This window comes from Paracidovorax sp. (assembly GCF_057642795.1).
Window position 1 is genome coordinate 1 of sequence record NZ_JBXYZY010000044.1, and the last position, 23,946, is coordinate 23,946.

25 protein-coding genes are annotated in these 23,946 nt (G+C 68.9%); 23 read left to right on the top strand and 2 right to left on the bottom strand.

Annotated features, from left to right (window positions below; translation table 11 throughout):
• Positions 1 to 209 precede the first annotated feature (209 nt).
• Positions 210 to 1,253 carry a phage portal protein gene (locus tag AC3A84_RS17335; RefSeq protein WP_487971277.1) on the bottom strand — a complete coding sequence of 348 codons (1,044 nt, stop codon included), beginning with the start codon at positions 1,251 to 1,253 and terminating at the stop codon, positions 210 to 212.
• The gene (locus AC3A84_RS17340; RefSeq protein ID WP_487971278.1) at positions 1,254 to 3,140 is read right to left on the bottom strand and encodes a terminase large subunit domain-containing protein; all 1,887 of its coding nucleotides are present in this window, start codon (positions 3,138 to 3,140) and stop codon (positions 1,254 to 1,256) included.
• A gap of 150 nt (positions 3,141 to 3,290) precedes the next feature.
• Between AC3A84_RS17340 and AC3A84_RS17345 the strand changes: the two genes are divergently transcribed.
• From AC3A84_RS17345 to AC3A84_RS17455, 23 genes are all read left to right on the top strand, one after another.
• Entirely contained in the window at positions 3,291 to 4,142 is an 852-nt protein-coding gene (locus AC3A84_RS17345) for a GPO family capsid scaffolding protein (RefSeq protein ID WP_487971279.1), read from the top strand.
• Between the two features lie 42 nt (positions 4,143 to 4,184).
• Entirely contained in the window at positions 4,185 to 5,189 is a 1,005-nt protein-coding gene (locus AC3A84_RS17350; protein ID WP_487971280.1) for a phage major capsid protein, P2 family, read from the top strand.
• A gap of 50 nt (positions 5,190 to 5,239) precedes the next feature.
• Positions 5,240 to 6,139 (top strand): phage terminase small subunit, encoded by a 900-nt coding sequence (gene gpM, locus AC3A84_RS17355; RefSeq protein ID WP_487971281.1) that lies wholly within the window; start codon positions 5,240 to 5,242, stop codon positions 6,137 to 6,139.
• Between the two features lie 120 nt (positions 6,140 to 6,259).
• Positions 6,260 to 6,751 carry a head completion/stabilization protein gene (locus AC3A84_RS17360; RefSeq protein ID WP_487971282.1) on the top strand — a complete coding sequence of 164 codons (492 nt, stop codon included), beginning with the start codon at positions 6,260 to 6,262 and terminating at the stop codon, positions 6,749 to 6,751.
• Position 6,752: 1 nt separating this feature from the next.
• Complete coding sequence (locus AC3A84_RS17365) at positions 6,753 to 6,965, top strand: tail protein X (RefSeq protein WP_487971283.1); 213 nt, start codon at positions 6,753 to 6,755, stop codon at positions 6,963 to 6,965.
• A gap of 32 nt (positions 6,966 to 6,997) precedes the next feature.
• A complete protein-coding gene (locus AC3A84_RS17370; protein WP_487971284.1) occupies positions 6,998 to 7,480 on the top strand; it encodes a hypothetical protein in 483 nt (160 codons plus the stop codon).
• Positions 7,477 to 8,049, top strand: a complete 573-nt coding sequence (locus tag AC3A84_RS17375) for a glycoside hydrolase family 108 protein (protein WP_487971285.1) — start codon at positions 7,477 to 7,479, stop codon at positions 8,047 to 8,049. Before AC3A84_RS17370 ends, AC3A84_RS17375 begins: the two co-directional genes overlap by 4 nt.
• Complete coding sequence (locus AC3A84_RS17380; RefSeq protein WP_487971286.1) at positions 8,046 to 8,582, top strand: hypothetical protein; 537 nt, start codon at positions 8,046 to 8,048, stop codon at positions 8,580 to 8,582. The genes AC3A84_RS17375 and AC3A84_RS17380 overlap by 4 nt, the downstream gene beginning before the upstream one ends.
• Positions 8,579 to 9,076 (top strand): phage tail protein, encoded by a 498-nt coding sequence (locus tag AC3A84_RS17385; RefSeq protein ID WP_487971287.1) that lies wholly within the window; start codon positions 8,579 to 8,581, stop codon positions 9,074 to 9,076. Before AC3A84_RS17380 ends, AC3A84_RS17385 begins: the two co-directional genes overlap by 4 nt.
• 4 nt (positions 9,077 to 9,080) lie before the next feature.
• Entirely contained in the window at positions 9,081 to 9,548 is a 468-nt protein-coding gene (locus tag AC3A84_RS17390; protein WP_487971288.1) for a phage virion morphogenesis protein, read from the top strand.
• A 78-nt stretch (positions 9,549 to 9,626) separates the two neighbouring features.
• On the top strand, positions 9,627 to 10,310 hold the full coding sequence (locus AC3A84_RS17395) for a phage baseplate assembly protein V (RefSeq protein WP_487971289.1): 684 nt from the start codon (positions 9,627 to 9,629) through the stop codon (positions 10,308 to 10,310).
• On the top strand, positions 10,310 to 10,648 hold the full coding sequence (locus AC3A84_RS17400) for a GPW/gp25 family protein (protein WP_487971290.1): 339 nt from the start codon (positions 10,310 to 10,312) through the stop codon (positions 10,646 to 10,648). Before AC3A84_RS17395 ends, AC3A84_RS17400 begins: the two co-directional genes overlap by 1 nt.
• Positions 10,645 to 11,547: a baseplate assembly protein gene (locus tag AC3A84_RS17405; protein WP_487971291.1), complete on the top strand. Its 903-nt coding sequence runs from the start codon at positions 10,645 to 10,647 to the stop codon at positions 11,545 to 11,547. Before AC3A84_RS17400 ends, AC3A84_RS17405 begins: the two co-directional genes overlap by 4 nt.
• Complete coding sequence (locus tag AC3A84_RS17410) at positions 11,540 to 12,103, top strand: phage tail protein I (RefSeq protein WP_487971292.1); 564 nt, start codon at positions 11,540 to 11,542, stop codon at positions 12,101 to 12,103. Before AC3A84_RS17405 ends, AC3A84_RS17410 begins: the two co-directional genes overlap by 8 nt.
• A gap of 5 nt (positions 12,104 to 12,108) precedes the next feature.
• The gene (locus tag AC3A84_RS17415; protein ID WP_487971293.1) at positions 12,109 to 15,978 is read left to right on the top strand and encodes a tail fiber protein; all 3,870 of its coding nucleotides are present in this window, start codon (positions 12,109 to 12,111) and stop codon (positions 15,976 to 15,978) included.
• Between the two features lie 14 nt (positions 15,979 to 15,992).
• Positions 15,993 to 16,772, top strand: coding sequence for a DUF4376 domain-containing protein (locus tag AC3A84_RS17420; protein ID WP_487971294.1), 780 nt, complete (start codon positions 15,993 to 15,995; stop codon positions 16,770 to 16,772).
• Complete coding sequence (locus AC3A84_RS17425; protein ID WP_487971295.1) at positions 16,769 to 17,962, top strand: phage tail sheath protein; 1,194 nt, start codon at positions 16,769 to 16,771, stop codon at positions 17,960 to 17,962. Before AC3A84_RS17420 ends, AC3A84_RS17425 begins: the two co-directional genes overlap by 4 nt.
• 39 nt (positions 17,963 to 18,001) lie before the next feature.
• Positions 18,002 to 18,511 carry a phage major tail tube protein gene (locus AC3A84_RS17430; RefSeq protein WP_487971296.1) on the top strand — a complete coding sequence of 170 codons (510 nt, stop codon included), beginning with the start codon at positions 18,002 to 18,004 and terminating at the stop codon, positions 18,509 to 18,511.
• A gap of 78 nt (positions 18,512 to 18,589) precedes the next feature.
• The gene (locus AC3A84_RS17435) at positions 18,590 to 18,928 is read left to right on the top strand and encodes a phage tail assembly protein (protein WP_487971297.1); all 339 of its coding nucleotides are present in this window, start codon (positions 18,590 to 18,592) and stop codon (positions 18,926 to 18,928) included.
• Positions 18,929 to 18,936: 8 nt separating this feature from the next.
• The gene (locus tag AC3A84_RS17440; RefSeq protein WP_487971298.1) at positions 18,937 to 19,053 is read left to right on the top strand and encodes a GpE family phage tail protein; all 117 of its coding nucleotides are present in this window, start codon (positions 18,937 to 18,939) and stop codon (positions 19,051 to 19,053) included.
• Between the two features lie 15 nt (positions 19,054 to 19,068).
• Complete coding sequence (locus AC3A84_RS17445) at positions 19,069 to 22,299, top strand: phage tail tape measure protein (protein WP_487971299.1); 3,231 nt, start codon at positions 19,069 to 19,071, stop codon at positions 22,297 to 22,299.
• Positions 22,300 to 22,316: 17 nt separating this feature from the next.
• Positions 22,317 to 22,766: a phage tail protein gene (locus tag AC3A84_RS17450; protein ID WP_487971300.1), complete on the top strand. Its 450-nt coding sequence runs from the start codon at positions 22,317 to 22,319 to the stop codon at positions 22,764 to 22,766.
• Positions 22,763 to 23,908, top strand: coding sequence for a contractile injection system protein, VgrG/Pvc8 family (locus AC3A84_RS17455; RefSeq protein WP_487971301.1), 1,146 nt, complete (start codon positions 22,763 to 22,765; stop codon positions 23,906 to 23,908). The genes AC3A84_RS17450 and AC3A84_RS17455 overlap by 4 nt, the downstream gene beginning before the upstream one ends.
• The last annotated feature ends 38 nt before the right edge of the window (positions 23,909 to 23,946 follow it).

Genomic DNA, 23,946 nt, shown 5'->3' on the forward strand with positions numbered 1-23,946 from the left:
ATCGTGGGGGATAACGGAGCGAAAGCTTTGCTAATACCGCATACGATCTACGGATGAAAGCAGGGGACCGCAAGGCCCCGGGGGCGGGGAGCCCCAGGGAGGGGCGAAATCGGGCCAGGAAGGCGGGGAACGCGGCGCGGCGGGCTTGGAATGGAGCGGGCGCAAAAAAGGGCGCCGTGGCGCCCTGGTGGGTTGTGCGAACGCGCGGGCTACGCTGGCAGCTCCAGCGGCTTGAAGCGCACCACCTCCTGGCCCATCCACTCGTTGAGCGACCGCAGCCGCGTCTGCAGCGGCGCCACCTCGTTTGCGAAGAACACCCGCAACGCCTCGCCCGCGTTGCCGAACCCGCCCGTGTTGTTCGGGATGATGCCCAGCAGGCCGGGCGGCACCCGGTGCGCGGCCAGCACGTCGGCCATGCTGGTGCCCTTGATAGCGGCAAAGTCATCCTTCGCGGCGATCTCGCTGATGGGGATCAGCTTGAGCCCTTCCGGCTTGCCGCCCGGCGAGTGCAGGAACAGGTTGCGGAAATTGCCCGGTCCCTTGGAGTTGCGCAGCTGCTCGCGCAGCGTGTCCACGTCGGTGGTGCTCACCTGGGCGTCGGACAGGTAGAGGATGAAGCCCGCGTGGCTCCCGTTCTCGTAGTAGCGGCGCCGGAACATCGTCGCGGCCTCGTTCAGGTGGGCCGACTGCAAGGCGCTCAGGTACTCAGGCACGCCGTACACCTCTTGCGTCAAGTCATCCTCGCGCAGCTGGAACATCGATCCTTCGGCGAATTCATGCTCATCGAAGTAGTTGCGCGCGAAAAAGAAGCGGCCATCCTTGCCCCGTCGCGTGTACAGGCCCAGCGAATGCCGCAGGCCCAGGTCCGTGCGGAACACCGACCGCTCGCGCTCCAAGAAGGCATTGCCCAGCACGAGGAAATCCAGCACCAGCGCCGCGAAGGCCGAATGCGATAGCAGCTTGTGCGGCACGAACGTGGTGGCCAGCAGGTTGCGCTTGAGAAAGATCGCGCTACCGTGGTGCGGCGAAGAGCGGAAAACCCGCGCCAGGCCAGGGAACGAGACCGGCGGCTCATACCAACGGCCATTGAACGCGGTTTCCACGTAGTCCAGCAGGCTGCGCTGCTGGATCACTTCAGGTTCGCCGAAGGTGAACGCCTCCACGCTGCCAGCGGGTGCAGCCGCGGCGGGCGGCTGCGCCTCTGCTGCTGCATGGGGCGTGAAACGTGCGCGGCGCGCGCGGTGCTTTGCCATCTAGAAAATCTCCATCGAGGAATTGCCGCCGATCACATCGCCGGCCAGGGTTTCAAAATCGAATGCGTGCATGCAGGCCCAGGCCAGGTCCGCGTGGCCGGCCTCGTCGCTGCGGCCGGCGGTGTAGGTAATCTGGCGCTGCGAGGCCGTCAGCACCTTGCGGATCGCCATGAACGCCGCCGCCACATCGGTGCAGCTGCTGTCCATCTCGAACCGGCCCTTGCCGATCACCTGCTTGGCCTTGAGCACCAGCCGGCTTTTCACCTCCACGCTGTACTGGTAGGCCCGCGCGTTGGGGAAGAACTTCACGACGTGCTGATAGACACCCTGCCCCAGGCCCGTGGTGTCGATGCCGATGTTCACGACGTTGTATTGCTGCGTGATCTGCCGGATGGCTTCGGCCTGGGCCTCGTAGTCCGCGCCCTTGAACTGCTGGCGGTGCAGCAGCCGGAACTTGCCGCCCGGCGTGCGCGGCGGTGCGATCACCACCAGCGCCGCCGAGTCGCCCGTGTGCGATGGGTCATAGCCCACCCACACCGGGTGATAGGCATAGGGGCGCATCGCCAGCGGCTTGAAGTCATCCGCCCAGGCCTCCCAGCTGTCCACCATGCAGCCCTGCATTTCCTTCAAGCCGAACAGGCTGGCGCTGTCGTCGATGAACTCGCACATGAAGAGGTTGGCGAACTCTTCAACCGTGTACTCGCGTCGCAGCTCTTCGATGTCGAACAGCGTGCAGCCCATGCGCGCCGCATCCTCCACCGTCACGAAGTCGCGCCACCGGCCATCCGCGCAGCGCATGCCGCCGCGCAGCGCGCCATGGCTGGTGTCGATGTGGATATGGTCCGCCTTCGCCCGCCCCTTGTTCATCGACGCGCCCGTCCAGAACGGGTAGGCCTCATGCGACATGGCCGAAGGCGTGGAAAAGTAGGTGCGCCGCCAGTGCTTGTGCGTGGCCATCGCGCTGGCGACCTTGTTCAACACCGTGAAGCTAGGCACCCAGAAGAACTCATCGAAATAGAAGTCGCCGCTGCGCCCCTGCGCCGTCTTCGCATTCGTGCCCAAGAAGTGCAGCTCGGCCCCGTTCGGCAGCACGATAGGGTCGCCGCCCAGGTCCACGCCCACTTCCGCCGCGGCCTGCACCATGTAGTTCTTGAACTGATGCGCCTGGGCCTTCGATGCGCTCAAGAAAATCTGATTGCGCCCCTCCACCACCGCGCGCACCAGCGCCTCGTTGGCGAAGTAGTACGTGGCGCCGATCTGGCGGGCCTTGAGCAGGATGCGCGTGCGCTCCGCCTGGGCCTCGAACCATTTGGCCTGATACGGGAAGTTCGTGGAGTGAAACCGCTCCACCAGCTTTTCTATCTGCTCTTCGGTGAAGTAGTTGCGCTTCGGCCGCTTCTTCGGGCCCGCGTTGCGCGATGCGATCGCCGGGTTCAGGTCCCGTTCGTTGCCGGTGGACTGATACCGCTCCACCCGCGCCGTGCGCTCCAGCTGACGGCCCAGCAGGTCGATTTCCTTGAAGTCGCCGCCGGTCTTTTCGTCCTTCAGGATCAGCTGGATCATGCGGACTTCGATGGCGCCGTTCACCCGGTCCAGCGGCGCCGCGTCATCCCACTTTTCCGCATCCTTCCAGCCATAGACGGTGGACGGTGGCAGCTCCAGCTTCTCGGCGATCTGCTTGCACCGCCAGCCCTGGAAGTAGAGGAACCGCGCCTGCATGCGGCCTTGCGCATCGGCGCCCAGCGTGGGAACATGGTTTGCCGTGGCAGCGTCCACCACGGCGCCAGCATCACCCACAGCAGTGCGCGTGCATGCCTTTCCAGTAGCGGCACGCGGCTGTGCAGTCTTGCGCGGCGTCTCGCGCGTGGTGGTGGCTTTCTTCGGCATGGCTTGTAGCGTGCCGGCCACCCCTCTTTCCCTCCATCCCGCCCATCCGTCCCCGCCGCCGCTACACGCGCGCGGCGTTGAGCGTGCGCCGTGTCAGCGCGACATTGAAGCCTCTGCAGCAACGCACCTTCAACCACCGCCGACACCGCCATGAGCAAAACACCTAAGCCCAAGCAATCCCGCTTCTTCCGCGTCGCCGTCGAAGGCGCCACCACCGATGGCCGCAAGATCGAACGCGAGCATCTGGAGCAAATGGCCACCAGCTACGACCGCAACACCTACAGCGCGCGCATCAGCCTGGAACACATCAAGGGCATCGTCCCCGATGGCCCCTTCAAGGCCTACGGCGACGTGACGGCGGTGAAGACCGAAGAAGTCACCATCGCCGGCAAGAAGAAGCTCGCCCTCTTCGCCGCCATCGAGCCCACCGACGAACTGGTGGCGCTCAACAAGAAGAAACAGAAGCTCTACACGTCCATCGAAATCGCCCCCGAATTCGCCGACACCGGCGAGGCGTATCTGGTGGGCCTGGCCATCACCGACAACCCCGCCAGCCTGGGCACCGAGGCGCTGGAATTCTGCGCGAAGCACCCCAGCGCCAACCAATGGACGGCGCGCAAGGCCGACCCCGACAACGTGGTCACCGAGGCGCTGGAATTCACGTTGCAGATGGACGGCGAGAACGACGACGACGGCGAAACCACCGTCGCCAAGTTCCGCGCCACGCTGGCCACGGCGCTGGGCAAGTTCAAGAAGAAGGGCGCCACCGACGACGCCCGTTTCGATGCCGTCGCCGACAGCCTCACCGACCTGGGCGACGCATTCAGCGCGCACGCCGAAGACACCGCCGCGCGGCTCAAGGAAGCCACCGACAAGGTGCAGGCCCTCTCCAGCGAGCTGGAGGACATGCGCAGCAAGTTCGCCGCGCTCGACGCCCAGCCCTCCGGCAGCCGCCGGCCCGAAGCCACGGGCGGCAACGCCGATGCCGTCACGGACTGCTGATCGTCCGGCAGCACCCCATCGCAACCGCAAGAAGGAACCACAGTGAAGAACCCTACCCGCAAGAAATTCAACAATCTGCTGTCGCACCTCGCCACGCTCAACGGCGTGGATTCCGTCAGCACCGCCTTCAACGTCGCCCCCGCCATCCAGCAGAAGCTGGAAGCGCGGCTGCAGGAATCGTCCGCGTTCCTGGGCTCCATCAACGTCATCGGCGTGGATGAGCAATCCGGCGCCAAGGTCGGCATCGGTGTCAGCGGACCCACGGCCAGCCGCACCAACACCCAGGCCGGCGGCGTGCGCAAGCCGCGCAACGTGGCGGCCTCCGATGAGCGCGGCTACACCTGCGTGCAGACCAACTTCGACACGCAACTGCCCTACCGCCTGCTCGACGCCTGGGCGCATCGCCCCGAATTCCAGACGCTGATCCGCGACGCCATCGTGCAGCGCCAGGCGCTGGACCGCATCACCATCGGCTTCAACGGCGTGAACGCCGCCGCCACCACCGACCTGGCCGCCAACCCGCTGCTGCAGGACGTTAACAAGGGCTGGCTGCAGCAGTACCGCGAAAACGCACCCGCCCGCGTCATGGGCAAGGCCGACGCCAAGGTCAAGGTCGGCACCGCCTCCGGCACCGACTACAAGAACCTCGATGCCCTCGTGATGGACGCCATCCAGCTGCTGGACCCATGGCACCAGGGCGCGCCCGATCTGGTGGTGCTGGTTGGCCGCAACCTGCTGCACGACAAGTACTTCCCCATCGTCAACAAAGACCAGCCCAACACCGAAACGCTGGCGGCCGACCTCATCATTTCGCAGAAGCGCATGGGCAATCTGCCGGCCGTCACGGTGCCCTTCCTGCCGGACAACGCCATCTTCGTGCAGCCGCTGTCCAACCTGTCGCTCTACTGGCAAATCGCCGGCCGCCGCCGCTACATCAAGGATGCGCCCGAGGTGGACGCCATCCAGAACTTCGAGTCGTCCAACGACGCCTACGTGGTCGAAGACTACGGCCGCGGCGCCCTCATCGAGCACATCCAGCTGATGTAACCCCCACGGCGGGCCAACGCGGCCCGCCGGCCAGACCACACCGCCACACCATGCGAGAACTCACCCCCGCCCAGCGCCACCGCGCCCGCGTCCTGGCCGAACAGGCCCACGCGCAAACGCCCTACGGCCAGCACCTCGAAAGCTCCGCCTACCAGCTCATGCTGGTCAAGCTCGCGGCCGACAAACGCACGCTCAAGGGCATCGAATCCGTGCATGCCAAGGCCGCCATGAAAGCCAAGATGCTGCCTGCCTACGCCGACTGGATCGCGGGCGCCCTGGCCGGCGGCGGCGGTGCCGACGATGTGGTGCTCACCACCTGCATGGTGTGGGCCATCGACGCGGGCGCCTACGCCCTGGCGCTCACCATCGCGCCCTACGTGCTGCAGCACGGCCTGCCCATGCCAGACCACTACCAGCGCAAGGCCGCCTCCATCCTCGTGGATGAGATGGCCGACGCCTACCTGCTCGGCCGCTGGAACGCCATCACCTACGGCGCAACGGCCGAAGGGGAAACCATCCAGCAGCAAGGCAACGAAGGCGCGGTGGAGCTGCTGGCCCAGGCCCTGGCCCTCACGCAAGAGCACGACATGCCCGACCAGGCCCGCGCCAAGCTCTACAAGGCAGTGGCCTACGCCGCGCTCGGCAAGGTGCAAACGGCCGAAGTCGTGGACCTCGACAAGATGCCCCGTCAGACGCTGCAGGACGTGCGCGATTTGCTCGGCACCGCCGTGGCGCTCGACTCGATGTGCGGCGTCCGCAAAGACATAGAGCGCATCGACCGCAAGTTGGCCGCCGATGCCGCCGGCAAGGTCACGCTGCCCACCGCAGCGCAGGCCGCCGAAGCCGCCGCAACTCCCACCGCCACCACCGCGCGCATTGATTCCGCGCCCACCGCCCGCAAGCGCAGCGCACCGGCCACCAAGCCGGCCGCTCGCACCCGCAAACGGTAGGCGCCCACCAAGCACCACAGTGCCGGGCGGCTCGCAGTGCCGCGCCCAGGGCTTCGGCCCATCGGGCAACGCACTGCGACCACCGCCCACCTATTCCGCCAACGCCACCACCAGCGCCCCATGTCCTCGCTCATCGCCAACCCGCCCACCGTGCGGACCACCCCGCCCAGCGACCCTGCGCCGCTCGGCACGCTGCAGGCCGGCGCCTTCTGGCCCGCCATCGACCTGGCCCACCTGCGCGCCGCGCTGGTGGTGGACGGCACCGCCACCGCCGAACGCCTGCAGCACGCCGCCACCGAAGCCCTGGCCATGACGGTGGACCAGCTCACCGCCTGGGCCACCCGCCAGCAAGCCGCCGGCCACGACACCCTGGCTGCCGTGCCCGCGCCCGCCATCAACGCCGAAAGCGTGCAGGTCCAGCGCTTCCGCCGCGCCGTCTATGCCTACACCCAGGCCGCGCTGCTCACGCGCTACGCCGCCACCAGCGCCACCGGCCGCAGCGACGACGCCGCCGCGCTGCGCGACGCGCAGGCCGAACAGCACGCCCGCGACGCCCTCTGGGCCGTGCGCGACATCGCTGGCACCGGCCGCATGGCCTGCGAGCTGATCTGACATGGCCACCACCGTGCGGGCCATGCAGGGCGACACCGTGGACCTGATCTGCGCCCGCCACCTGGGCCGCACATCGGGCGCGGTCGAAGCCGTCTATGCCGCCAATCCGGGCCTCGCCGCGCTGGGCGCCGTGCTGCCCATCGGCACCCCCGTGGTGCTGCCCGCCCTTTCCTCCACCACCCCCACCGCCAAGACCGTGCAGCTATGGGACTGACCACTTTCCACACCACCACCAGGGCCACCACCATGACCGAACCCACCGCCGCCGGCACCTTCGCGGGCTACAAGCTCGCCCTCTTCACGCTGCCCATCGTCGCCAGCCTCATCGCCTTCTGGCTGGGACTGCGCTTCGTGCCGCTGCGGCGCGAAGACCCGCACGCCGACCTCATCAACCGCGTGCTCGCCTGCATCGTGTCGGCGTTCCTGCTGGGCATCACCGCGCTGGTGGCCCTCATGCACCACATGCCCCGCGCGTTCGATGCCGGCACAGCCCTGGCCCTCGTCGCAGGCCTGCCGCCCATCGCCGGCTTCTTCGCCATCACCCTCTGCGTATTCGTGGTGTGCTCCATCCCCGGCCCGTGGCTGCTGGCCGCCGTGTTCATCTGGCTGGAGCGCCGCAAGGGCCGCGACATCGCCGAGCTGGTGCAAGACGCCCGCGAAGAGGTAAGCCACATCGTCGCCGGCAAGACCACCGCCACCACCGCAACCACCACCGAAGCAACGCCATGAACCCGCGCGCCCTCTCCTACATCGCCGAAGTCATCCGCCGCGAAGGCGGCTACGTCAACGACCCGAACGACAGCGGCGGCGAAACCGCCTACGGCATCACCAAGGCCGTGGCCCGCGCCTACGGCTACCAGGGCGCCATGCGCGACCTGTCCGTGGGCGTGGCGCAGGACATCTACCTGCAGCGCTACTGGATCGAGCCCGGCTTAGCCAAGGTGGATGCCATCGCCCCCAACCTGGCCGAATGCCTGCTGGATTACGGTGTGCTCACCGGCCAGGCCACCGCCGCCCGCCACCTGCAGCGCGCCCTCAACCACCTCAACCGCCAGGGCACCGACTACCCCGACGTGGGCGTGGATGGCCGCATCGGCACGCTCACCCTGTCGGCCCTGGCCGCCTACAAAGCCAAGCGCGGGCGCGCAGGCCTCGACGTGCTCGCCGATCTGGTGGAGTCCCTGCACCGTGTCTATCTGGTGGAACTCACCGAGCGCCGCCAGAAAGACGAGGAATATGCCAACGGCTGGCAGGCACGGGCCGGCGCAACGCGCAACGCCGCAGGGGCCGCTGCATGACGGCCGCGCTGCAGGCTCTGCTGCAGCAGCTGCCGCGCCTGCTGCTGGTGGCCGCCATCGCGCTGGCTGCGTACACCATCCACGGCCTGGGCGTGGCCGCCGGCCGCGCCCAGGTGCAGGCCCGGTGGGACGCGCAGACCATCGAGCGCACCACTGCTGACCGCGACCAGCTTGCCCGCGCCATCGAGCGCACCGCCGCGCTGGGCGACCAGATAGCCACCCTCCAATCCGACAACCGAAAGGGCCAAGCCGATGCACTGCGCGCTTCGCAAACTCTCGCTGCTGACCTGCGCGCTGGCCGCATCAGCCTGTCAATCCCTGCCGCAGCAGCCAGCGGCGGCCATGTGCCAGGCGCCGCCGCTGGTGCCGCCGTTGGGCCTGACCAAGCGCGAACCGAACTTGACCCAGCGACTGGTGCAAACCTTGTCGCCATCACCGACGACGGCGACGCCGGCATCCGCGACCTCAATACCTGCATCGACGCATACGCCGCCGTCCGCGCCCAGGTGAACGCCGCCCGGGGCCAGCCATGAAAAAGGCCCACAGCCTGCGCGCCTTCCTGGCCAACGCCGTGCCCGAGCTGCGCGAACAGCCCGAGCGCCTGAAGCTCTTCGTGGAAGGCGGCCACATCCTCTCCACGGGTAGCGATTCGCTCTCCTTCGTGTACCGCTACACCCTGCGCGCCGTGCTGATCGACTTCACCGCCGACCTCGACGTGCTCACCGTGCCGGTCCTGCTCTGGTGCCGTGAACACGAGCCCGAGCTGCTGGACAACAAGGAACGGCGCGAGAACGATCTGCGCTTCGACGTGGAACTGCTCAACGACCAAGCGCTCGACCTCGTGATGCAAATCGACCTTACCGAGCGCGTGGTGGTCACGGATGAGGTGATCGACGGCCGCACCCGCCTGACGGTGCGCCACCCGGACGAAATCTGGTCCCCCGCCCCCTACGCCACCGGCGACTACGCCCTCTACCTGGGCGACCAAATCGGCAGCGAATGGCACACGCGGCCCGAGGTGGGGTAACGCCATGGCCGACAGCCTCGACCAGCTCGCCGCCTGGGCCGCGCCGCTGCTGGCCCAGCTGACGCCGGCCGCCCGCCGCGCCGCCATGCGCGAAGTGGCGAAGGTGCTGCGCCAGCGCCAGGCCGAACGCATCAAGGCCCAGCAGAACCCCGACGGCACGCCCTACGAGGCCCGCCGGCCGCGCCACCAGCTCAAGGCCAAAGCCGGCGCCATCCGCCGCGACATGTTCGCCCGCATGCGCCGGCCGGCGAACCTGCGCATGTCATCCAGCAGCGAAGAGGCGGCGGTGTTCATCAACACGCGCGCCGCCGCCACAGCCCGCGTGCATCAGTACGGCCTGCGCGACAAGGTGGACTGGCGCCAGGCAAAAAGCCCAACCGTGCGCTACGCGCGGCGGGAGCTGCTGGGCTTTGCCGACGACGACGTGGACGCCATCGCCGAAACCCTGCTGCACCACATCGACGGGCACTGACCCACCGGCATCCGTGCCCGCCGCAGGCACGCGCGCGGATGCTCGCGCGTACGCGGGCCGCCCGGCACTCTACGGGTCATGACATCGCCCGAGAACTTCGCCGGCAGCATGGCCGACGTGCAGCGCCTGCTGCATAACCTCATCCGCGTGGGCTCCATCCACGCGGTGGACCTCGCCAGCACGCCGGCCCGCGTGCGCGTGCTGCTCTCGGCCGAAGACGAAACCGCAGGCGGCCAGCTGGTCACCGACTGGCGCCCCTACTTCGAGCGCCGGGCCGGCACCACCAGCACCTGGAACCCGCCCACCGTGGGCGAACAGTGCGCCGTCATCTCGCCCGGCGGCGATCTGGCGGCCTGCCTGGTGCTGGTGGGCCTGCACAGCACCCGCAACCCGGCGCCCAGCAACTCGCCTGACCAGCACACCACGCGCTACCCTGACGGCGCCGTCATCCAGTACGACCACGCGGCGCACGCCCTCACGGCCACGCTGCCGGGCGGCGGCACCGCCACACTGGTGGCGCCGGGCTCCGTCACCATCGATAGCCCCGATGTGACGATCACCGGGAACTGCACCGTGCAGAAGACGCTCACCTACCTGGGCGGCATGGTGGGCCGGGGCGTGGCGCAAGGCGCCCAGGGCGCGGCCCAAATCGAAGGCAGCGTGCGCACCACGGGCGACGTGGTGGCCGGCGGCATCAGCCTGCAGGGCCACACGCACGGCGGCGTGCAGCGCGGCGGCGATTCGACGGGGGCGCCGCAATGATGGAAGCCAGCACCGGCCGCGCCATCGGCCAGGCCGCGCACATCGGCCAGTCCATTGCGGACATTCTCACCACGCCCATCGGCTCGCGCCTCATGCGCCGGCTCTACGGCAGCTACCTGCCCGCGCTGGTGGACCAGCCCGCCACGCCCGCCAACATCCTGCGCCTCAAAGCCGCCACCGCCCAGGCCATCATCAAATGGGAGCCGCGCACGCGGGTTTCCCGCATCGGCGTTGCCGTCACGGCGGCCGGCAACGTCGAAATCAGCATCGAGCGCAAGGACCGGGGCCAGGCCGCCATCGAGCGCCAGACCATCCGCATGGGCGGTGCAGCAGCATGAGCAACGCCCAGCTGATCGACATGAGCAAGCTGCCCGCGCCCGCCGTGGTGCAGGTGCCGGCGTTCGAAGCCATCCTCGCCGGCCTCAAGGCCGACATGGCGGCGGCCTACCCGCCCGCCGCCGACGTGCTGGCGCTGGAGTCCGAACCGCTCACCAAGTGGCTGGAGCGCCTGGCCTACCAGCTGGTGGTGGAGCGCAGCGCGCGCAACGACAGCGCCCACGCCGTCATGCTGGCCTACGCCCAGGGCTCCGACCTCGACCACCTGGGCGCCTTCTTCGGCGTGCCGCGGCTGGTGGTCACGCCCGCCAACCTGAACGCCATGCCGGCCGTGCCGCAGGTGATGGAAGACGATGACGCCTTCCGCGCCCGCATCCAGCTGGCGCCGCGCGGCTACAGCGTGGCCGGCCCGGTGGGCGCCTACGTGTTCCACGCCAAGAGCGCCGACGGCCAGGTGCTGGACGCTGCCGCCACCAGCCCGTCGCCCGGCCGCGTGGTGGTGTCGGTGCTGGCCCGTGCCGGCTCCGGCGTGCCCGGCGCCGATCTGCTCGCCAAGGTGCTCGCCGCCGTCAACGCCGACGACGTGCGCCCCCTCACCGATGAAGTCGTGGTGCAGGCCGCCGGCATCGTGCCCTACGCCATCGCCGCCACGGTGTACACGCTGCCGGGGCCTGATGCCTCCAGCGTGCTGGCCGCCATCCAGCAGCGCATTGCCGCCTATGCGGAAGCCATGCACCGCATCGGCCGCCAGCCCACGCTGTCGGGCATCTACGCCGCGCTGCATATCGAGGGCGTGGCCCGCGTGCAGCTCGCAAGCCCCGCCGCCGACGTGGCCGTAGGCCCCACCCAGGCCAGCTACTGCACCGGCATCGCCATCACCTTCGGGGGCCTCGTTGACTGACGCCGCCCTGCCCCTGTCCTCGTCCCTGCTGCCGCCCAACGCCACCGCGCTGGACCGCGCGGCCGAAGCCGTGGCCGTGGGCGCCCTGCGCGCCATCGGCCAGCCGCACCGCGCCCTCTGGAACCCCGACACCTGCCCGCTGGAGCTGCTGCCCTGGCTGGCCTGGCAGATGGGCGTGGAGGCCTGGCGCACCGACTGGCCCGAAAACATCAAGCGCGCCATCGTGCGCAACGCCATCAACGTGCAGCGGCGCCGGGGCACCCTCGCCAGCGTGCGCGACACCGTGGCCGCGTTCGGCGGCCAGATTGCCCTGCGCGAGTGGTGGCAGACGAACCCGAAGGGCCAGCCGCACACCTTCGAGCTGGTCTTCACCCTGGCCGGCCAGGCCAACCGATCCGCCGCGTTCGTGGAAGACGTGATGGCCGAGGTGGCCCGCGTCAAGCCGCTGCGCTCGCACTTCACCTTCATTCAGGGCCTGGGAACTTCGGGCTCTCTCAAGCTGGCCGCCGTGGGCCGCCCCACCGCCTACGCGCGCCTGGACATGCAGGCGCAGTGAACCCCATGCCATCCATCATCTTCAAGCTCACCCAGGCCGGCCGCGCCGCCCTCGTCAACCCCAGCAACACCGGCACGCAAGCCCGCACCGTGGTGTCGGTGGGCGTCACCGCTGCCGCCTTCACGCCCACGGATGCGCTCACGGCCATCCCCCAAGAGATCAAGCGCATCGGCACCCTGGCCGGCGACGTGGTGGACGATGACACCGTGCATGTGACGGTGCGCGACGACGGCACCGACAGCTACACCGTGCGCGGCCTGGGCCTCTGGCTGGACAACGGCGTGCTGCTGGGCGCCTACAGCCAGGCCGAGCCCATCGTGGAAAAGTCCCGCGCCTCCATCATGCTGCTGGCCTGCGACCTGCGCGTGCTCGACGGCGGCGTGGACATCTCCACCCTGATCTTCGGCAACAAGGATTTCCTGAACCCGCCCGCCACCACCGAACGCCAGGGCGTGGTGGAGCTGGCGACCGAAGCCGAGGCCGACGCGCTGGAAGACGCGCAGCGCGCCGCCACCCCGCGCAGCCTGCGCGGCCTCTTCACCCGCACCGCCCTGGCGGCCCGCATGATCGTGGCCGGCACCGGCCTGCGCGGCGGCGGCGACCTCTTCGGCGACCGAACGATCTCGCTCGCCAACACCACCGTGGCCGCCGGCCAGTACGGCAGCGCATCGGCCGTGCCCTCGTTCGTGGTGGACGCGCAGGGCCGCCTCACCTACGCAGGCGCCGTGACCGTGGCCGCGCCGTGGGGGAGCATTACCGGCATGCCCCGCTGGCTGCTGAGCGAACGGGGCTTCGTTTCCATGGACAGCGAAACCGTGGATTTCAACGACGTGCAGGAACCCGGCATGTATCAGACCAGCGGCCCGCGCCGCGTGGCGAAGAACAGCCCGCCGGCCTACCCCTTCGGCCTGCTGCTGGTGCTGGGCGCGGCCTGGGGGCCGCGCACGCAGCTGTACTTCTCGCACGATGGGCAGCAGCTCTACCGCACCAAATACAACGACGCCGACTGGTCCAGCTGGAAGCGTGCGGCCATCCTGGGCGATGACGCGGCGTTCAAGGATCTGAAGGCCGCCACCTTCGCAGGGAACGGCTACGGCCTTTCCGGCCTGCGCTGGGGCAGCGTCATCGAGCGCCCCACCACGCTGGGCGGCTATGGCATCACCGATGCCGCCCTGGCGGCGCGCCGCGTGATCGCCGGCACCGGCCTGGCGGGCGGCGGCGATCTGGCCGAAGACCGCACCCTCTCGCTCACCAGCACGGGCGTGGCGGCCGGCCAGTACGGCAGCGCATCGGCCGTGCCCAGCTTCGTAGTGGACGCGCAGGGCCGGCTGACCTATGCCGGCGCCTTCACCGTGGCCGCACCCTGGGGCGGTGTCACCGGCAAGCCCACCACGCTGGGCGGCTACGGCATCACCGATGCCTTGCCCCTGGACGGCACGCGGACCATCGGGCTGGCCAAGGGCTTCGACCTCAACGACCTGCGCACGACGGGCTTCTACCGGGGCGAGCAGCTGCTGAACGCACCGGATGCCGGCTGGTGGACGATCATCGCCGCGTCGCATGACTCTGCCGACGTGGCCAAGGGCTGGCGCCAGCAATTCGCCATCGCTTTCGGTGCGGGCAACGGCGTCCCCGCCGGCACCATCGCCAAGCGCATTTGTCCCGCGGGGAGCTGGGGCGACTGGGTCATCGTGGTGGACGCACGCAACACCGCCGCAACGGTCAAGGAACTGGCCGGCCCGGCCGCGTGGGCGCCGGACAAGACCGGGGGCGCCATCGAGGTGCGCGAAGCGGGCCGCAACGGCATGCAAACTGGCGCTGATAACGAAGCGCCTCGCGTGCGCTTCCACTGGAGCGGCAGAGCCGTCGCAGAAATGGGCATGGATGCCGCCGGCATCGTCAACCTCTGGGGCGAAGCGCCAGGCTCCAGCGCCGACGAACACCGCGACCTGCGGGTGCGCCGGATTTTCACGTTGGGCTACAGCCATGTGCAGGGCGATGCACGCACGGTGTACGGCCCGAACTCCAGCTACGGCGCCTCCCTCATCGTGGGCGGGAATGGCCGCGATGACGGCGAGACACGCGCCGGCATGGTCACCACCAACGGCAATCTGCACCTCGACTCCGCGCCAGGCAACGCCACTTACCTAAACTGGTACGGCGGCACGGCCGGGATCATCTTCGGCAATGGCTCGCGCGGCGAGGCGGGCCGGATCACCGCCGCCGGCGACCTGAGCATCAAGGGCAGCTTCTCCGCAGGCGCCGCACTGAGCTGGGGCGGCATCGCCGCAGGCCGGGGCGACAACATCACCGGCCTGAAGTGGGGCAACCTCGTGGGGCTCCCTGCCGGCCTGCTCTATTCGCGCGGGTCGCTCGACGCCCCCACCGCCAACTGGAACGACTACACCACCGAAGGCACCTATCAGGTGGGCGGCGCCAGCATGGGCGGCGCCAACTGCCCGCCAGGCGCTTACTCCTGGGGCCTGCTGATCGTCATGCGCGCCCAGGGCGAAGCCATGGCGCAGCTGTATATGGCGCACAACGGTGAACAGTGGCTGCGCTGCGCTTTCAGCGGCGCCTGGGCGGGCTGGGCCAAGACCGCCGCCCATGGCAGCGCCGCTGATTTCGCATCGCTCAAGGTGGGTTCGCGCACCAGCCACGGGCCGAACCCGGAATGGGCCGGGGTGCTGCACACAGGTTCTGGTGCTTGGGGCGCCTCGCTGCAGGGCCGCAGCGACGAAGCGTCCGTGCTCACCACGAACGGATCGCTGCATCTAGACGCTGGCGACACGCGCTCGATCTATGTGAACTACTACCGGGGCGACGGGGTGAAGTTCTGCAACGGCGCGGGCGACGTGGTGGCAAGCATCGCAAACGACGGCCGGGGCACCTTCTCCAAGGTGGACGCGGGGGCGTTCACGGGCTCTGGCTACGGCCTCACCAGCCTGCGCTTCGGCAACCTCACCGAACTGCCCGCCACGCTGGTTCTGGAACGCGGCCAGCTCGACACCAAGACCGCCGACTGGAACACCTACCTCACCGCAGGCACCTACGCCGTGAACGGCGATGGCTGGGGCGGCAGCAACTACCCGGCAGGGGCCTATCAGTTCGGGCTGCTGCTGGTGATGCGGGCGGGCGGAGCCATCACCACGCAGCAGTACTTCTCGCACCGAGGCGAACATTTCCAGCGCTCCAAGTTCAACGCGGCGGACTGGACGCCCTGGAAGAAAGCCACAGCGCACGGCGAAGTGGTCAGCTTCGACGGCCTCACCGTCGCCGGCTGCACCGGCGGCGTGGTGCCGCCCGGAACCATCATCCAATACGCCGGCCACAACGCCCCGGTGGGCTACCTGCGCGCCAACGGCGCCGCCGTGTCGCGCACCACCTACGCCGCGCTCTTCGCCGCCATCGGCACCACGCACGGCGCAGGCGACGGCTCGACCACCTTCAACCTGCCCGACCGCCGAGGCGTGTTCATGCGGGGCGTGGATGACGGGCGCGGCATCGACCCCGGCCGCGCGCTGGGCTCGTTCCAAGGCTCGCAGAACGCGGCGCACGGCCACGCCGCGACCATCCACGAAAACGGCTGGCACGGCCACGGCGCCAGCGCGTCCGGCGTGGGCGACCACGTCCACAACATGACGTTCCGCCCCTACCAGTGGGACCACGGCATCACCGGCGAGGTCGGCGACAACGGCGACCCCAACTACGGCGCGCAGGTCACCAGCGGAACCATGCAGGGCGCTGGCGCGCACGGACACACGATCTGGATCGAGGGCAGCGGCACCCACACCCACGCCATCTCCATCGCCGCCGACGGCGGCAACGAAGCGCGCCCCATCAACGCCGCCGACCTCTTCTGCATCAAGTATTGAACCGAGCCCACCCCATGAGCGAACCGAAGACCAAGGAAGTCCCCCAGCTGAACGCGCAGGGCCTCTTCACCGGCCCGGCCGTGGCCGACCTCTGCCCCATCGACGGGGTAACGTGGATCGTGCCCGGCGGCGCCGTGGATGCGCCCCTGCCCCGCCCGCTGGGCACGAACGAATGCGCTCGCTACGCGCCGGAAGGCGACCCGGCCGCCCCCTGGGAATATCTGCCCGACTACAGCCGCGCCACCGTGTACAGCCTGGAAACGGGCCAGCCCATCCGCGTGCCGCCCGGCTGGACGCTGGAACAGGCGCGGGGCACGCTGCAACCGCCCGAAGCTCCTGCACCGCAGGCTCCGGCCGAAGACACGCTGGAGGCCGTGCAGGCCCGGCTGCTGCAGGACGTGGCCGCCAAGCGCTGGGCCGTGGAAACCGGCGGCATCACCGTGGCCGGCCTGCGCGTGGCCACCGGCATCGAAGACCAGAACCGCATCACCAGCGTGGTGGCGAATGCCGAACTCGCCCAGGTGGATGCCGTGGACTTCAAGGGCGCCGACGCCTGGGCCACGCTCACGGTGGCCCAGGTGCGCGCCGTGGCCGGCGCCGTCGCCCGCCATGTGCAGCGCTGCTACAGCGCCGAACGCGCCCACGCCGAAGCCATCGCCGCCCTGCCGGACATGGACGCCGCGCGCACCTACGACACCACGGCCGGCTGGCCGGACCCCACGCAAGAAGCCGCCATCGCAACCAGCACCACAACCACCCCGACCACCAACGAAACCCAGAAGGAAACCCAATGAGCACCGAATACCACCACGGCGTCCGCGTCATCGAGAAGAACAGCACGGGCGCCGCCATCCGCGTCGTCGCTACCGCCGTCATCGGGCTGGTGGCCACCGCGCCCAATGCCGACGACGAAGCCTTCCCGCTCAACGTGCCCGTGCTGCTGACCAACCCGGCCGGCGCCGTGGGCAAGGCCGGCACGGCCGGCACGCTGGCCGGCGCGCTCGCCGCCATCAGCAAGCAAGCCCGCGCCATGACCGTGGTGGTGCGCGTGGCCGAAGGCGCCAACGCCGCCGAAACCACCACCAACATCATCGGCACCACCACCGCCGCAGGCCAGCGCACCGGCCTGCAGGCCCTGCTGGCGGCCGAAGGGCAACTGGGCGTGAAGCCGCGCATCATCGGCGCGCCAGGCCTGGACACCAAGGCCGTCGCCACCGAGCTGGCCAGCGTGGCGCAGCAGCTGCGCGCCTTCGCCTACGTGTCGGCCCGCAGCAGCACGGGCGGCTACGCGGCCAAGAAGGAAGAGGCCGTGGCCTACCGCGGCGACTTCGGCCAGCGCGAAGTGATGGTGGTGTGGCCCAACTTCCTGGCGTGGGACGGCGCGGCCGGCGACGCGGTAGAAGTGCCCGCCGTGGCCTACGCCCTGGGCCTGCGCGCCAAGCTCGACCAGGAAATCGGCTGGCACAAGTCCATCTCCAACATGGTGGTGAACGGCGTGCAGGGCATCAGCCGCGACGTGTTCTTCGACCTGCAGAGCCCGGCCAGCGATGCCGGCTACCTCAACAGCAAGGAAGTCACCACGCTGATCCGCCGCGACGGCTACCGCTTCTGGGGTTCGCGCACCTGCGAAGCGCAGGGCGGCAAGTTCTCTTTCGAGCCCTACACCCGCACCGCCCAGGTACTGGCCGACACCATCGCCGAGGCGCATTTCGTGTTCATCGACAAGCCCATGCACCCCTCGCTGGTGCGCGACATGCTGGGCTACATCAACAGCCGGTTCCGCGATCTGGTGAACGGCGGCTACCTCATCGGCGCCAACGCGTACTTCGACCCCGACCTGAACGCCAAGGAAGACCTCGCCGCCGGCCGCCTGCAAATCAGCTACGACTACACGCCCGTGCCGCCGCTGGAAAACCTCATCTTCAACCAGTCGATCACCGACACCTATCTGGCCGAGTTCGCCCAGGCCATCGCGGCCAGCTGATACCGCGCCAACCATCAACGCACGTAGGAGCACAACACCATGGGCATGCCCAACAAACTCAAGAATTTCAACCTCTTCGGCGACGGCAATATCTGGAAAGGCCTGATCGAAAGCGTGGCCCTGCCCAAGCTCACCCGCAAAGTGGAAGAGTGGCGCGGCGGCGGCATGCATGGCCCTGTCGAGGTGGACTTCGGCCTGGAAAAACTGGAGATGTCCTTCAAGGCCGGCGGCCTGCTGGTGGACGCCTTCCGCGCCTTCGGTGGCACCACGCACAAGTCCAACCAATGGCGCTTCGCCGGCGCCTATCAGGACGATGCGGACGGCAGCGTCAAGGCCTGCGAGGTGCTGGTCTATGGCCGTGTGAAGGAAATCGACTCCGGCGACGCCAAGGCCGGCGACAAAACCGAGCACACCCACACCATCGCCGTCAGCTATTACAAGCTGACCATCGACGGCGCCGAAGTGATCGAGATCGACATGCCAGGCCTTGTCTTCAAGGTGGACGGTGCCGACGTGCTGGGCGACATTCGCCGAGCCATCGGCCAGTAACCGCCCCCAGCGCGCGCCGCGCGCGCTGGCACCTTCTTCTTTCCTCCCGCTTCCTCTCTCCCCTTTGTTGGACACGCCATGACCACCACAACCGACACCACCGCCCGTACCACCACCGAAGAGCAAGCCGTGCCCGCCGGCACGGCGCTGGACTTCCCCATCCAGCGCGGCACCCAGACCATCACCCATGTGCAGCTGCGCAAGCCCATGGCCGGCGAGCTGCGCGGCATCAAGCTCACCGAGCTGCTGCAGCTGGACGTGGGCGCGCTGCAGGCCGTGCTGCCCCGCATCAGCGCGCCCACGCTCACGCCGGCCGAAGTCGCCGCCATGGACCCGGCCGACCTCACCGAGCTGGGCACGCAGGTGGTCGGTTTTTTTATGCGCAAGAGCATCCGCGAGGAATTTGCGAACACGTAGAAGACGCCATGGCCGACGTTGCCATGGTCTTCCACTGGCGGCCGGCGGACATGGACCCCATGACGCTGGCCGAACTGGCCGAATGGCGCGAACGTGCGCGCCTGAGATACCACCCACAGAAATAGCCCCCCTGCCCCACCATGGCCGCATCCCTGAAACTCCAAGTCGTCATGTCCATGGTGGACAAGGCCCTGGCCCCGCTGCGCGGCATCGACCGCCAGGCCAAGGCCACAGCGCAGGGCCTCAAGGCCACACGCGAAGCGACCGGCGCCCTAAGCAAACAGCTGAGCGACATTCGCGGCTTTCACCGGATGGCGAAAGAGCAAAAGGCGCTAGAGGCCACGCAAGCCAGCTTGACCGAGAAAATCAAAGCGGCGAACGCCCACGTTCAGCAGCAGGGCTCGAGAATCTCCAACATGGCGGCCAGCGTGAAGGTGGCACGGCAAGCCCATGACAAGCTGATTCAGGGCTTCCAAGATGGCAACATCGAGTCCGCCGCGTACATCCGGCAGATTGAACTCGCACGCATTACCTTGCTGAAGGTCACTCAGGCACACCGCAAAGCCACCGATGAGGTAAGACGCGAACAAGACGCCATCAAGGCCCACGAAAACGAGCTGGGCAAGCTTCGCCGCCGGCAGGAAGAGGTGAACGCATCTCTCAAGGGCTACAAGGGCCGTCTTGACGAATCAGGCGTGGGAACGACCCAGCTCGCCGCGAAACTGCGCCAGATCAATCGAGAGTGGAAGGCTGGCACCACGGAAGTGGAACGCCAGCGCGAGGCTATGGCGAAGGTGGCAGACCAGCACCGCAAGATGGCCGCGCTGAAAGAGGCGCACGGCAAGCGCATGGCCGGCACCGCCGCCATGGCTGGAGCAGGCGTGGCCGGCGTGGTCACGGGCGCCGCCGTGGCCCGGCCCGTGGCCGCCAGCATGGGCGCCTATGCCGAGCAAGAGAACGCCACGACCCAGCTGAAGGCCAGCATGATGGAGTCGGACGGCAGCGTGGCTGCGGACTTCGAGAAAATCGACGCGCTCGCCCAGCGCCTGGGCGACCGCCTGCCCGGCACCACGGCCGAGTTCACGGAAATGATGACGGTGCTCAAGCGCCAGGGCCTGAGCGCGAAGAGCATCCTGGGCGGCACGGGCGAAGCCGCCGCGCTGCTGGGCGTGCAGCTTCGCATGCCCGTCACCGAGGCGGCCGAGTTCGCCGCCAAGATGCAGGACGCCACCAGCACCACCGAGAAAGACATGCTCGGGCTGATGGACATGATCCAGCGCACCTATTACCTGGGCGTGGACAGCACCAACATGCTGCAGGGCTTCGGCAAGCTCTCGCCCGCCATGTCCATGATGAAGAAAGAGGGCCTGGAGGCAGCGAAGATCCTGGCGCCCATGCTGGTCATGATGGACCAGAAAGGCATGCCTGGGGAACAGGCGGGCAACGCCATCCGCAAGGTGGTGCAGGCCGGCTTCGATGAAAAGAAAGCCGGCAAGGCCAACGCGCTGCTGAAGAAGAACAAGGCCGGCTTCACCCTCGACTTCACCGATGGGAAGGGCGAGTTCGGAGGCGTGGAAAAGATGTTCGCCCAGCTCAAGCAGCTGGAGAAACTCAGCACCCAGAAGCGCACCAGCGTCATCAAGGAACTGTTCGGCGACGACGCCGAAACGCTGGACGTATTGAACGTCTTCCTGAGCAAAGGCATCGACGGCTACAAGGAAGTCGTCGGCAAGATGCAAGCCCAGGCCGATCTGCGCAAGCGCGTGGATCTGCAGCTCGGCACCATCACCAACGCGGTGGAGGCCGCCCAGGGCACCTGGACCAACGTGCTGGCCGCCATCGGCGAAACCGTGGCGCCGGACGCGAAGAATCTGGTGAACTGGCTCGGCGAGACAGCCGCTGCAGTGGGCGCATGGGTCAAGGCCAACCCGCAGCTGGTGGCCTGGCTCACCAAGGCCGCCGCCGCCGTGGCGGTGCTGTATGTCGGCATCGGCGGCCTCATGGTCGGCCTGGCCGGCATGCTCGCGCCGCTGCTGGTGGTGCGCTTCGCGCTGGCCGCCATCGGCGTGCAGGGCGGCGTGCTGGCGCTGGTGCTGCGCGGCCTGGGCGCAGCGCTGGGATTCGTCGGCACCGTAGTGGCCGGCGTGCTGCGGCTGCTGATGGCCAACCCCATCGGCGCCGCCGTGGCCGCCATCGCGCTGGCGGCGTATCTGGTCTATCGGCATTGGGGCGCCATCAGTAGCTTCTTCGCTGGCGTGTGGCAGCGCGTGCAGACCATCGCCGCAGGCGCGTGGCAGGCCATCACCAGCACCCTGGCCGCCGCATGGCAGGCCGTGCGCGGCATGGCCGAAAGCGCGTGGCAAGGCGTGGCCGGCGCGATCGAGGCGGTGTGGCAGAGCCTGCTGGCAGCGGCCAGCAGCGTGTGGCAGCAGCTGGGCGGCTCGTTCCCCGCCGTGCTGGCCACCATCGGCGCGGCCATCGTGAACTGGTCCCCGCTGGGCCTCTTCTACCAGGCGTTCGCGGGCGTGATGGGCTACTTCGGCCTGGAACTGCCGCAGCGCTTCACAGAGTTCGGGCGGAACATCGTGCAGGGACTGGCGAACGGCATCACCAGCACCGTGGGCATGGTGCGCGACGCCATCGGCGCGGCGGCGGATTCGGCCATCGGCTGGTTCAAGGAAAAGCTGGGCATCCACTCGCCCAGCCGCGTGTTCCTGGCCGCCGGCATCAACGTGGGCGAAGGCGCTGCCCTGGGCATCGAGGGCACCCAGCGCATGGTGCGCAATGCGGCCGGCGCCATGGCCGCCGCTGCGGCGGTGGCACTTCCGGCGCCCGCCATGGCCGCACCCCCCGCGCTGCCCGACCTTGTGCAGCGCGTGGCGCTCGCCGCCCCCCCGATGCCACAGCTGCCACTGCTGGCAGCGCGTCCCCTTGCCGTGGCGCCCCCTGCCCTGCCGGCGCCGGCCATCGCCCCGCCCGTGCTGCCCGCCTTGCCGGACATGGTGCAGCGCATCGTCGCCGGCACGCCGCCCCAGTTGCCCGACCTTGTGCAGCGCCTGGCGCTGGCCGTGCCCCAGGCCATGCCCCTGCCCGCCCGCGCAGCGGATGCCGGCGCCCTGCCCGCTCTGGCACAGGTGCAGCCGCTGGCCCCCATCGACCGCCGCCCACCGCTGCAGGCGCCACAGGTGCCCCGCCCTGCCGCCCCGGCGCCCGCCGCGCTGGCCGCTGGCGACCGCATCGAAATCCACATCCACGCCGCGCCAGGCATGGATATGCAGGCCCTGGCCGCAGCGGTGCGCTCCGAGCTGGACCGCCGCGAGGCCGACAAGCGCGCACGCGCTGGCGGCGGCTTCTACGATCTGAGCAATTGAGACAGAGAGGAAGAACCATGATGCTGGCCCTGGGCCTTTTCGTTTTCGCCATCGACACGCTGGCCTATCAAGAGCTGCAGCGCCGCAGCTCTTGGAAGCACCCCACGCAGGCCATCGTGGGCGGGCGCGATGCCTCGCAGTTCCTGGGGCCGGGCGAGGACACGATCACCATCACCGGCAACGTGGTGCCGGAGTTCGGCAAGCTCGACAGCCTCGACACCCTGCGCGCCATGGCCGATCAGGGCCTGGCCTGGGCGCTGGTGGAAGGCACGGGCCGCAACTACGGCGCCTACGTCATCACCGACATGCAGGAGACCAAGGGCCTCTTCTTCGCCGACGGCATGCCGCGCAAGACCGATTTCAGCATCACCCTGCGCCGCGTGGACCAGGGCGTAGAAGAAGCCGCCCCTGCGCCAGAGATGGGCGACCTGGGCGCCGTCGCCAGCGCGCGGGGGATGAGCCTGTGACCAACGACGTGCAGGCCATCGCCGCCACCCTGCCCGCGCCCCAGGTGCGCGGCGCCCGGCCCGCGCCGCCGGGCGTCCACATGCGGCCCGTCTGGCGCGTCACCGTCAAGGGCCAGGACATTTCCGCGCGCATCGCGCCCCGGCTGGTGCGGCTTGCCATCAGCGACAGCCGCGAGAACGCGGCCGACGAGGTGGAGGTGGTCATCAGCGACCACGACGGCGCCGTGGCCCTGCCCGAAACCGGCGACCCGCTCACCGTCGCCATCGGCTGGGAAACCGCCACCGGCACGCGCGACGGCAGCGGCGCGGGCCAGCCCATCGGGCTGGTGGACAAAGGCAGCTACACGATTCAGGCCGTGGAATACAGCGGCGCGCCCGACACCATCACCCTGCGCGCCCGCGCCGCCGACCTGCTGGACGAGCTGCGCATGCTCAAGGACCGCAGCTGGCACGCCACCACCGTGGGCGCCATCGTGCGCAGCATCGCCACGCAGAACAAGCTGAAGGCCCAGGTGGATGCCACCATCGCCAAGCGCGCCGTGAAGCACGCCGACCAGGCGCAGGAGTCCGACGCGTCATTCCTGCGCCGGCTGGGCCGGCAATTCGACTGCATCGCCACCATCAAGGCCGGCTGCATCCTGTTCAGCCAGAAGCGCAACGCCCGCACGCCGAGCGGCAAGGAACTGCCCCCGGTGCTCATCACGCGGATGGACGGCGACAGCCACCGCTACAGCCGCAGCGACCGCGAGGCCTACAGCGGCGTGAAGGCCTACTACACCAGCACCAAGGCCGGCGCCCGCAAGAGCGTGGTGGCCGGCATCAGCGGCCGGGCCAAGACCCTGCGCGCCACCTTCGCCAGCCAGGCCGACGCCATGGCCGCCGCGCGCGCCGAGTGGCTGCGCGTGCAGCGCGGCATCTACAGCTTCGAGATCACCCTCGCCTACGGCCGGGCCGACCTGACGCCCCAGCGCCCGGCCGCCGTGGCCGGCTACAAGCCGCAAATCGACGCCACGCCCTGGATGATTACCGCCGTGCGCCACACGCTGGAGGGCGGCGGCTACACCTCGCACATCACGCTGGAGACGATGCAGGCCGAGGGGGTGGAAGGTGGGGATGAGGCAGAGCCAGACGGAGATCGATAAAACACTAGACAAAGCGAATTAATGTACATACAATAATT

Bases quoted from the DNA above. Each gene is read 5' to 3' on its own strand.
- AC3A84_RS17335 (WP_487971277.1), bottom strand. From the start codon at position 1,253: ATGGCAAAGCACCGCGCGCGCCGCGCACGTTTCACGCCCCATGCAGCA.
- AC3A84_RS17340 (WP_487971278.1), bottom strand. From the start codon at position 3,140: ATGCCGAAGAAAGCCACCACCACGCGCGAGACGCCGCGCAAGACTGCA.
- AC3A84_RS17345 (WP_487971279.1), top strand. From the start codon at position 3,291: ATGAGCAAAACACCTAAGCCCAAGCAATCCCGCTTCTTCCGCGTCGCC.
- gpM (WP_487971281.1), top strand. From the start codon at position 5,240: ATGCGAGAACTCACCCCCGCCCAGCGCCACCGCGCCCGCGTCCTGGCC.
- AC3A84_RS17360 (WP_487971282.1), top strand. From the start codon at position 6,260: ATGTCCTCGCTCATCGCCAACCCGCCCACCGTGCGGACCACCCCGCCC.
- AC3A84_RS17365 (WP_487971283.1), top strand. From the start codon at position 6,753: ATGGCCACCACCGTGCGGGCCATGCAGGGCGACACCGTGGACCTGATC.
- AC3A84_RS17370 (WP_487971284.1), top strand. From the start codon at position 6,998: ATGACCGAACCCACCGCCGCCGGCACCTTCGCGGGCTACAAGCTCGCC.
- AC3A84_RS17375 (WP_487971285.1), top strand. From the start codon at position 7,477: ATGAACCCGCGCGCCCTCTCCTACATCGCCGAAGTCATCCGCCGCGAA.
- AC3A84_RS17380 (WP_487971286.1), top strand. From the start codon at position 8,046: ATGACGGCCGCGCTGCAGGCTCTGCTGCAGCAGCTGCCGCGCCTGCTG.
- AC3A84_RS17385 (WP_487971287.1), top strand. From the start codon at position 8,579: ATGAAAAAGGCCCACAGCCTGCGCGCCTTCCTGGCCAACGCCGTGCCC.
- AC3A84_RS17390 (WP_487971288.1), top strand. From the start codon at position 9,081: ATGGCCGACAGCCTCGACCAGCTCGCCGCCTGGGCCGCGCCGCTGCTG.
- AC3A84_RS17395 (WP_487971289.1), top strand. From the start codon at position 9,627: ATGACATCGCCCGAGAACTTCGCCGGCAGCATGGCCGACGTGCAGCGC.
- AC3A84_RS17400 (WP_487971290.1), top strand. From the start codon at position 10,310: ATGGAAGCCAGCACCGGCCGCGCCATCGGCCAGGCCGCGCACATCGGC.
- AC3A84_RS17405 (WP_487971291.1), top strand. From the start codon at position 10,645: ATGAGCAACGCCCAGCTGATCGACATGAGCAAGCTGCCCGCGCCCGCC.
- AC3A84_RS17415 (WP_487971293.1), top strand. From the start codon at position 12,109: ATGCCATCCATCATCTTCAAGCTCACCCAGGCCGGCCGCGCCGCCCTC.
- AC3A84_RS17420 (WP_487971294.1), top strand. From the start codon at position 15,993: ATGAGCGAACCGAAGACCAAGGAAGTCCCCCAGCTGAACGCGCAGGGC.
- AC3A84_RS17425 (WP_487971295.1), top strand. From the start codon at position 16,769: ATGAGCACCGAATACCACCACGGCGTCCGCGTCATCGAGAAGAACAGC.
- AC3A84_RS17430 (WP_487971296.1), top strand. From the start codon at position 18,002: ATGGGCATGCCCAACAAACTCAAGAATTTCAACCTCTTCGGCGACGGC.
- AC3A84_RS17435 (WP_487971297.1), top strand. From the start codon at position 18,590: ATGACCACCACAACCGACACCACCGCCCGTACCACCACCGAAGAGCAA.
- AC3A84_RS17440 (WP_487971298.1), top strand. From the start codon at position 18,937: ATGGCCGACGTTGCCATGGTCTTCCACTGGCGGCCGGCGGACATGGAC.
- AC3A84_RS17445 (WP_487971299.1), top strand. From the start codon at position 19,069: ATGGCCGCATCCCTGAAACTCCAAGTCGTCATGTCCATGGTGGACAAG.
- AC3A84_RS17450 (WP_487971300.1), top strand. From the start codon at position 22,317: ATGATGCTGGCCCTGGGCCTTTTCGTTTTCGCCATCGACACGCTGGCC.